The sequence below is a fragment of the Bdellovibrionales bacterium genome (genome assembly GCA_019750295.1).
In the GTDB taxonomy this organism is placed as follows: domain Bacteria; phylum Bdellovibrionota; class Bdellovibrionia; order Bdellovibrionales; family JAGQZY01; genus JAIEOS01.
Genome location: JAIEOS010000077.1, coordinates 1 through 6,656, shown reverse-complemented (window position 1 = coordinate 6,656; position 6,656 = coordinate 1). Strand labels below are relative to the sequence as shown.

The 6,656-nt window shown below is 47.8% G+C and carries 10 protein-coding genes; 6 read left to right on the top strand and 4 right to left on the bottom strand.

Features of this window, described 5'->3' with window-relative positions; genetic code table 11:
• The coding region (locus tag K2Q26_12375) for an MFS transporter (protein MBY0316313.1) at positions 1-287 on the bottom strand (287 nt) is incomplete at its 3' end.
• 93 nt (positions 288-380) lie between these two features.
• On the opposite strand from K2Q26_12375, the gene K2Q26_12370 reads away from it, so the two are divergent.
• Positions 381-1,082 carry an HAD family hydrolase gene (locus K2Q26_12370; GenBank protein ID MBY0316312.1) on the top strand — a complete coding sequence of 234 codons (702 nt, stop codon included), beginning with the start codon at positions 381-383 and terminating at the stop codon, positions 1,080-1,082.
• Here K2Q26_12370 and K2Q26_12365 read toward each other — a convergent pair.
• Positions 1,072-1,638 carry an NUDIX hydrolase gene (locus tag K2Q26_12365; protein ID MBY0316311.1) on the bottom strand — a complete coding sequence of 189 codons (567 nt, stop codon included), beginning with the start codon at positions 1,636-1,638 and terminating at the stop codon, positions 1,072-1,074. The two genes, K2Q26_12370 and K2Q26_12365, sit on opposite strands and share 11 nt — an antisense overlap.
• A 103-nt stretch (positions 1,639-1,741) precedes the next feature.
• Between K2Q26_12365 and K2Q26_12360 the strand changes: the two genes are divergently transcribed.
• Complete coding sequence (locus tag K2Q26_12360; GenBank protein ID MBY0316310.1) at positions 1,742-2,398, top strand: methyltransferase; 657 nt, start codon at positions 1,742-1,744, stop codon at positions 2,396-2,398.
• A gap of 186 nt (positions 2,399-2,584) precedes the next feature.
• Here the strand turns inward: K2Q26_12360 and holA are convergent, their stop codons facing one another.
• Positions 2,585-3,574, bottom strand: a complete 990-nt coding sequence (gene holA / locus K2Q26_12355; protein ID MBY0316309.1) for a DNA polymerase III subunit delta — start codon at positions 3,572-3,574, stop codon at positions 2,585-2,587.
• Positions 3,574-4,137 carry a hypothetical protein gene (locus K2Q26_12350; GenBank protein MBY0316308.1) on the bottom strand — a complete coding sequence of 188 codons (564 nt, stop codon included), beginning with the start codon at positions 4,135-4,137 and terminating at the stop codon, positions 3,574-3,576. The genes holA and K2Q26_12350 overlap by 1 nt, the downstream gene beginning before the upstream one ends.
• A 71-nt stretch (positions 4,138-4,208) precedes the next feature.
• On the opposite strand from K2Q26_12350, the gene K2Q26_12345 reads away from it, so the two are divergent.
• The 4 genes from K2Q26_12345 to K2Q26_12330 all read left to right on the top strand — a co-directional run.
• On the top strand, positions 4,209-5,294 hold the full coding sequence (locus K2Q26_12345) for an alanine--glyoxylate aminotransferase family protein (protein ID MBY0316307.1): 1,086 nt from the start codon (positions 4,209-4,211) through the stop codon (positions 5,292-5,294).
• The gene (locus K2Q26_12340) at positions 5,287-6,246 is read left to right on the top strand and encodes a phosphoglycerate dehydrogenase (GenBank protein ID MBY0316306.1); all 960 of its coding nucleotides are present in this window, start codon (positions 5,287-5,289) and stop codon (positions 6,244-6,246) included. The genes K2Q26_12345 and K2Q26_12340 overlap by 8 nt, the downstream gene beginning before the upstream one ends.
• Before the next feature lie 2 nt (positions 6,247-6,248).
• On the top strand, positions 6,249-6,500 hold the full coding sequence (locus K2Q26_12335; protein ID MBY0316305.1) for a hypothetical protein: 252 nt from the start codon (positions 6,249-6,251) through the stop codon (positions 6,498-6,500).
• A 79-nt stretch (positions 6,501-6,579) separates the two neighbouring features.
• On the top strand, positions 6,580-6,656 hold a 77-nt coding region (locus tag K2Q26_12330), incomplete at its 3' end, for an adenylosuccinate synthetase (protein ID MBY0316304.1).

Here is a 6,656-nt window from a genome sequence, read left to right as displayed (position 1 = left end):
ATTCCTTTTTTACCGCCAATTTTATCCACCAGGGGACCATTCAAAAGAAACGAAAGTCCGTACACAGTGGTTCCCACCCCAAAGATGATTCCAAAATCTTCTTTGGTCATGAGATCGCCGAAGGCATTTTTAGAAACGTTGAGATTGTAACGAGCCATATAAAGAAACGCGTAGGTCATCCCCAGAGGAAACCAGTTTACAAATCGACGCATCATGAACTTTTTTGAATGCTTTAGAGGATTGTTTCTAAAATAAAGCCAGATGATAAACGCTAACGATCCACCGATAATTAAAGTATCCAAAGTGTCCCCCAAAGTTTTATGACTCTGCAGGGGGTTATATTTGCATAAACGGAGTTCATCAACTAGAACAGAGGCAACATGATGCAAAGGCCCCAAAAACTCTCCGAATTAATGAGCTCACTCAACTCTGACAGCCTCGTCATTTTAGACATCGATTCCACACTCCTTCTAACGCACAAACGCAATGAAGCGATTTTAAAGCAGTACGCTGTCGATAAACTTAAAGAACACCCCGAGTTTTGCGCGAAACTTTCGGCCGTGGACTGCCGACGCGGCGAATACGGATATACGGAGGCGCTGAAAAGATTGTCTCTAGATAAGGCAGATCCTGCCCTTTTGGCCGACCTTCATGCTTATTGGCGCCTCCATTTTTTCTCCAACGACTTTTTAAAATACGACGTCCCTCACTCTGGCGCCGTGCGCTTTGTTCATCAGCTGGAAGCCGACGGCATTCCGTTTGTGTATTTGACCGGTCGACCGAGAGATCTCATGAGCCCAGGCACCCTCCAGTATCTCCATCATTTTGAGTTTCCAGGTCAGCAAGGGATTTTATTTATGAAGCCTCAGCCCAAAGACATCGATGAAGATTTTAAGTCGAAAAAAATTAGCGAACTTAAAAAATTAAAGTCGCGCACAATCTTAATCGACAACGAACCTAAAATTTTAAATAAAATTGCCAAAGACCATCCCGAAGTGGAGCTCGTTTTTGTCGACACTTGCCATTCGCCGAACGTCACTCCGCCTCAAGAAATCCTAAACATAAAAGATTTTACTTTTTAAGAAGCTCGGCGTGGGCCGAAGTGTTTCGTAAGTAAGCCATGGCGTGGAGAATCGACGCCACCACAATGGTATGATCGATTTCACCAGAACGAACTCTCTCTTCCAACTGCGAGAGAGGTAACTTCACCACTTGAATATCTTCATAAGGATCGAGTTCCTGCTCGCCGGTGTCGACGCAGTTGAGAGCGAGATAAGTGTGAATGATATTGTCTTGGAGGGCCGGGTTAGGATGATTCTCGGCAAGTTTAATCAATTGATCAGAGATATAGCCGGTCTCTTCCCGCAACTCTCTAAGCGCCCCCACATCTGGATTCTCTCCCCGGTTCACGGCGCCCCCTGGAGCTTCGAGATGAACTTTTCCGGTGGCGTGACGATACTGCTGAATCAAAATCACTTCTCCCTGAGAAGTGATCGGCACAATATTCACCCAATCCGGAAATCGAAGGGTGTAATACCCCGGCATAATTCGTCCATCGGGCAACTCACACGTGTCCCTATCAATCGTCACCAACCCCGACTTAAAAATCTGCTCACTCTTCAACGTCTTCCAGTTCATAATTGCATGGTACCAGGTACCTTTTGCGGAAGCGATGTGTAAAAAAATATCTTATATTTTTTTACACATCGCTTCCGCAAAAGGTACCTGGTACCATCCGAGTATGTCTTTAAGTTTGGTGGCTGTGCCTATCGGAAATCCGGATGATATTTCACTTCGAGCGCTGAAAGTTCTGAAAAGCGCGGAGCTGATTATTGCTGAGGAACATAAACCTTTATTTCAACTCTTTAAGGCCTTGGGCCTCCCGCGCCCTGAGAAGCACGAACTGCTCAATGAGCATAGCAAAGACCACGATATCGAATTTTTACTAAGCGAATGCGCGACTAAAAATGTGGCTCTCGTCACCGATTGCGGAACTCCCGGTTTTTGTGATCCTGGTGCACGGCTGGTCAAAGCGTGTCGCAAGAAAAACATTCCCGTCACCTCGATTCCTGGAGCTTCGTCATTGATGATGATTCTCAGCTTATCGGGTCTCGAGCTTGCGGAATTTTATTTTCGTGGATTTATTCCCGCCAAAAAAGAATTGCGCGAGAAAGAATTACTGCAAATCAAAAAATCCACAGTACCTGTGATTCTCATGGATACACCCTATCGTTTTCGCTCGACGTTGGAAGACCTCAAGCGCATCATGCCCGATAAGCTCTGCACTCTAGGAATGGACCTCACCTCCGAAAACGAAAAAGTGATTCAAGTTCCTTGTCGCGAACTTAAAGCTTCGCAGCTTCCCGAAAAATCCGAATTCATCGCAATCATCTCCTAGTCCCCCATCTTGAGCGCTAGCGAAGGACCTCTCGCCGCAACAACACATCGGACACCAGGCCCCTATTCCTTCCGTTGAGTCATCTGATCAATGACGACAAACGTATTGGGTTATAGCTTGTGTAGAGAAAGAGCGATACCTCTCTATCTCCCCTCCCTCTCGGTCTATGACTGGGAGGGAGAGTTTTTAATTACAAGTTTGAATGATAAAGTTTTCGAGCCAGATGTGCGAGGACAGTGGCGAAGATTTGAGAGCTCGATCGGTGTCGAGAAGGGCCTTTACTGTTTTTTCGATTTTTTTATCGGTCCAGTTTCGGGATTGAGCTTCGTACTCGGCCAAGAAATAAGGCGAGACTCCCGCACGGCTGGCGATTTGAGGCCCCTTCTGCCCTTCCTGCTTCGCCTTCTTGACCAAACGTAAAATCCTCACATGTCTTGAAATCAGAGCGAGAATCGCCACTTCGTTTTGTCCATGAGCGAGCAACTGAGACAGACACAAGAGGGCTTTGGCCTTGTCGCTTTCACCGATGGCGCGTGAGAGATCAAAAACTGACTGCACTTTAATTTTCGAAACGACATCGATGACATCTTTCACCAAAATTTGTTTTCGGTCCCCTAGAAATTGCGCGAGCTTCTGAACCTCGCTCTGAATATCGAGCAAATTATTACCCACGAACTGCTGGAGAAGAGCCACGGCATCACGCTCGATGGAGAGGCCTGCACGCTGAACCATATACTGAATCCATTGCGGGACCTGGTTATCGTAGAGTTTTTTAAACTCGATGGCCTCGGCGCTCTCGATCAAGCGTTTGATTGTTTTTTTACGCTTATCCACTGCTTTTGCCACCAGGACCAAAACTGTGGACTCAGACGGATCTTCAAAGTACTTGTCGAATAAAGACCACTCGGGTTCGTTCCACTTCTCGACATCTTTGATCACGACCACTCGACGAGGGGCCATCATCGGGAGTGTCTCTGCCACGTCTAATATTGTGGAAGGTGGAGACTCCTTTGCGTAAAAAACATCATAATTAAAATCACGAGTGCCCTCGTCCACCACTTGGTGAAACAACGTGATGGCTTGATCCACCAGGAACTCTTCTTCACCAAACAATAAATAAACCGGTTGAGGGTGTGTGGAGATTCGCTTTTGGAAATCCTGAAGATTAAATTCCATCAGAAGTTCTCCGTCATGCGGCTCACCGCTTCGACCGCTAAGTCTTTCGCGATCACGCGCACCACTTGGCGCCGGGCATTTTGATTGTAAAGTGGATTGGCGGTTCGAAGAGATGTTCCGTTGGGTTGAGAGGCGTCCCCGACGAGCTGAGGCGCCTTGTAGTTTTTCTCTCCCAAAAATTGACCCTGCCAAATCTCTTTATCGTTTTTATCTAAAATTTTAAGGACGATGGTCATTCGCGTCTGGTATTCCGAAAACAAAGTGGTGCTTCGTCGACCTGGTAAAGTGATCGGCGACAGACCTAAGTAATCTAACGTGTGAATTGTGCCGACCAGGGTGACTTCGGCTTCGGACTCTTCGGTCAATTCGCCGACGCCGGAGCGAGCCAACTCCTGCGAAAACGCATTGGTCAGCTCTGTTTCCATCCCTACCTCTTGGGTTTGGTTCTGGAAGACTTTCACGTAAACTTTTTTATGCCCACCCGGCAATTCGCGTTTATTAGGGCCCCAACTGTAGGCGCAACCGGTAAATATGAGCAAAAAGGCTAATAATTTTAAACTCATCGTAGGTCTTTCATCGACCGATTAACGTACCTTTTGACTTTTGCGCATTCAAGAATGAAATTGTGATTCCGATGAATAATTATACCTTAATGACTCCGGGCCCTGTGCCCCTTCCTGATTGGGTGCTTAAAGAATTAGCGCAACCGGTGCTCCATCACCGCACGGTAGAGTTTGAGGTGATTCTCGATCGCGTTTTAAACAATTTAAAAAAACTTTTTCAAACCAAACAGCACTGTTTTGTTTTGGCCTCGGTCGGCACAGGGGCTATGGAAGCGGCGCTGCTCAACACCATAGAACAGGGTGAAACGGTTCTGGTCATTGACGCTGGCAAGTTTGGAAATCGTTGGTTGGAGCTCGCGAAAAGTATCGGCTTAAAGCCCGTCCATCTCCAGTTGCCCTGGGGTCAGGATCTGGATCTCAATAAAGTTTCGGAAATTTTAAAAAATCATCCCCAAATTCAAGCGATACTTTGTCAGGCCTGCGAAACCAGTACCGGCGCTCAACTGCCCGTGGAAGCATTAGCTCAACTCACTCGAAACACCGATCGCTTAGTGATCGTCGACGCGGTCACTGCCCTCGGAGCTTACGATGTCCCTATGGATCGTTGGGGCTTGGATGTGGTGATCACAGGATCGCAAAAAGCTTTGATGCTCCCAACCGGCCTCTCGTTCATTTCGCTTTCGGAAAAAGCCTGGGCGCGCGCCGAAAAATTAGGGCCACGACAGGCCTTTTACTTTGATCTTGTCGGAGAAAAAAAAGCCAACGACAGCACGCAGACCCGTTGGAGTTCCGCCGTGAGCCTAATCCGCGCCCTCGATGTGGTTCTTAAATATATAGAGTCCCAAGGTATGCAAAAGCACTTTGCCGAAATCGCTCATCGGGCGTCTCATTTTCGTAAGGAAGTGCTCAACGACAGCATTCGGCTTTTCCCGCAGACCCCGAGCCCTAGTCTCACCGCTCTCGAAATGCCCAAAGATATCGATAGTCAAAAAGTTCAAAAGATCCTGCAGGATCAGCACAAAATTATCGTGATGGCCGGGCAAGATGCCTACAAGAGCCGGTTGATTCGCGTGGGCCACATGGGCGCGATGACTTTGGACGATCTCACAAAAACCGCCAAAGCTCTCCATCAGGCCATGGAGCAAGCTCGTGTTTAAAGTTTTAGTGGTGAACCGCTATTCTTTAGAGTCCATTCTCGATCTCAAGCAAAAAAATATCTGCGAAGTCCATCAAGCCGAAGATTTAGGGGAACTTAAATCTCACTGGGACACTGCGGACGCCTTATTGATTCGAAGTGGAACTAAGATCGACAGCGCCGTTCTCGCAAAACTTCCTCGGTTAAAAGTGATTATTACCGCCACCAGTGGTTTTGATCATATTCAGCTGGCCGCGTGCGAAGAAAAAAATGTGATCGTGATGCACACACCAGAGGCCAACGCGACCAGTGCCGCCGAGCTCACCTGGATGCTCATTCTTTCTGCCCAACGCAAATTCTTTCTCGCCAAAAAACAAATGGAGCAGGGAAATTGGGATCGTTCACCTCTCATTGGTTCGGAACTTCACGGAAAAACTTTGGGAGTGATTGGTTACGGCCGCATCGGAAGGCGCGTTGCCCACCTCGGCCAGGCGTTCGGAATGAAAGTTCTCGTCCACGACCCGTACGTCGAGCAAACTCCCGGAGTGGATTATCAAGGCTTGGAAGAAGTGATTCGCCACTCCGATGTGGTCACCTTCCACGTGCCTTTGACCACCGAAACTCGCCATATGATCAATGCCACAACCCTCGATTGGTTTGAGGATCACGCAACGATGGTGAATGCCGCTCGCGGTGAACTTTTTAATTATAACGAGCTGATCTCTCACCTTCAGGATCATCCTCAGTTCACCCTCGCGACGGATGTTTATCCTTCGGAGCCTCTTCCTAAATCGTCTCTGCTGTTCCAAATGCCGAATGTGATTTACTCTCCCCATGTCGGAGCGACAACGATCGAGGCCTTGCAACGGGCCTCTCAAGAAGCGGTCGAAAAATTGACGTCCTTTATCCAAGATCAACGTGTGAGCGATACGCTCCCGCCCAACACGGCTTGGGCTCCGAAGCTGGTGAGGTAATTATGGCATGGAAAGAACTTCTCTCAGAACCGATGGATTACACGATTTACGAACGGGCTCCGGGGGAATACATCATTTCGGTCCTCTGCGGCACAACTGTGATGTTCCAGATCAATATTCCTCTCTCAAAAAAAGATTACGAGACCGGTCTCAAAAACAAAGGTCATTTCGTCGAAATTGCGCGAACCATTAGCGATGACCCGCACCATTGGTTCTCTAAGAACATTCGAAATCCTCAGGATACCGAGCATTAAGCGAATCCTCCATTGCTATCCCCAGGGGAATTGGCTAGATTCCCCCTGAAACAGTGTCTATTCAACAAGGGGAATATTCATGCCAGCAGTAGTGGTCGTTGGCGCTCAATGGGGCGACGAGGGTAAAGGGAAATTTGTCGATTATTTCGCAAAAGA